Below are 1,257 nucleotides of genomic sequence, written 5' to 3'. Positions count from 1 at the left end.
CCAAGGTCGAGGTAAAGCATCTAGTTCGACCTTGGGCCCATCTCCCGGCTCACTCGCGGGGTTTCACCGCCGGCTGCGTCTTTGGTTGCGCGGATCTGGGTGCCGGCTGGGCTTTTGCGGTCACCTGACGGGTTGGTGGTCTGGCTGCCGCGCTTCTGGTTACGGGACTTCTTGTTTCTCACCCGGGCGGGCCTGGGTGGTGGGTCTTGCGGGCAGAGACCGTGCCGGTTGCGGTTGTCCCTCTGGGTGGGGGGTTGGGGTGGGTGGGCTTCCGGCGGGTGGGGACAGATCTTGCGTGCTCCTGGGCTTGCCATAGTCGCTGGCTGAGGGCTTTGAGGTGACTCGGGCGGCTTGGAAACGTGAGAGTGGGGTCCGAATCGGCCGGGCAGCTCGCCCCCACGCGCGGGCGGGCGCTGTCCGCCTTGCAAGTCACCGGTGAGCCCAGCCTGACTGGGCCGCCGCATTCCGGGGGTGCCGAGCCGCGGCTGCGAAAACGGCTGGCCAACCGGCCCGAACACCACCAGGCTCAGGTCCTGGAGACCAGCATCCGCACGGTCCACCGCCTCCGCGACGCGGACAGCGACCAAACCGACCTGTTCCGCCGGTTCGGCACGTGATCGAAGCGAGGTTTTCTCACTTCTGGCCGCGACACCTTGAGGGTCGATCATGGCCACTGACGGCGACGCTCTTCCCGTGCTGCTCATTGACGGGGCGAACTTTTCCGATTTCGACGGATTCGCGCGGGAGTTCTCGAAGCTGCTTCATCACTACACCTGGCGCGGAAATCTGGACGCCTTCAACGACATCCTCCGAGGCGGATTCGGAACACCGGAGAACGGATGGATACTGCGGTGGCAGAACTCCGCGCTCTTCAGGGCCGCTCTCGGCTACGAGGCCACGACTCGACCGCTCGAGCAGATCAGCCCACCGCACACCCCAGCCGCATACCGCCCAGCTCAACAGATCCACGACGAGCCGGCCGGAAGTGCAGAAAGCCCAGCCCCCGCCGACAGGGGCAAGCGCAACCGGCACGGTCTCTGCCCGCAAGACCCACCACCCAGGCCCGCCCGGGTGAGAACCCAGATGTCCAGTGACCAGAAGCGCGGCAGCCAGACCACCAACCCGTCAGGTGACCGCAAAAGCCCAGCCGGCACCCAGATCCGCGAAACCAACGACGCAGCCGCAGGGAAAACCACGCGAGTGAGCCGGGGTGGGGGGGCCACTATTACTAAAAATTATTATCTCAACCACGGTGGA

General features: G+C 65.6%; 2 protein-coding genes. Both read left to right on the top strand.

Features of this window, described 5'->3' with window-relative positions; all coding sequences use genetic code 11:
- Positions 1-359 precede the first annotated feature (359 nt).
- Positions 360-617, top strand: coding sequence for a hypothetical protein (locus AB0M88_RS53320; protein ID WP_364116356.1), 258 nt, complete (start codon positions 360-362; stop codon positions 615-617).
- 49 nt (positions 618-666) lie between these two features.
- On the top strand, positions 667-1,257 hold a 591-nt coding region (locus AB0M88_RS53315), incomplete at its 3' end, for a barstar family protein (protein WP_364116354.1).

It is taken from the genome of Actinoplanes sp. NPDC051411 (assembly GCF_040682075.1).
Lineage (GTDB): Bacteria > Actinomycetota > Actinomycetes > Mycobacteriales > Micromonosporaceae > Actinoplanes.
The sequence above is the reverse complement of the archived record's forward strand: the minus strand, read 5'-3'. Positions and strand labels throughout refer to the sequence as shown.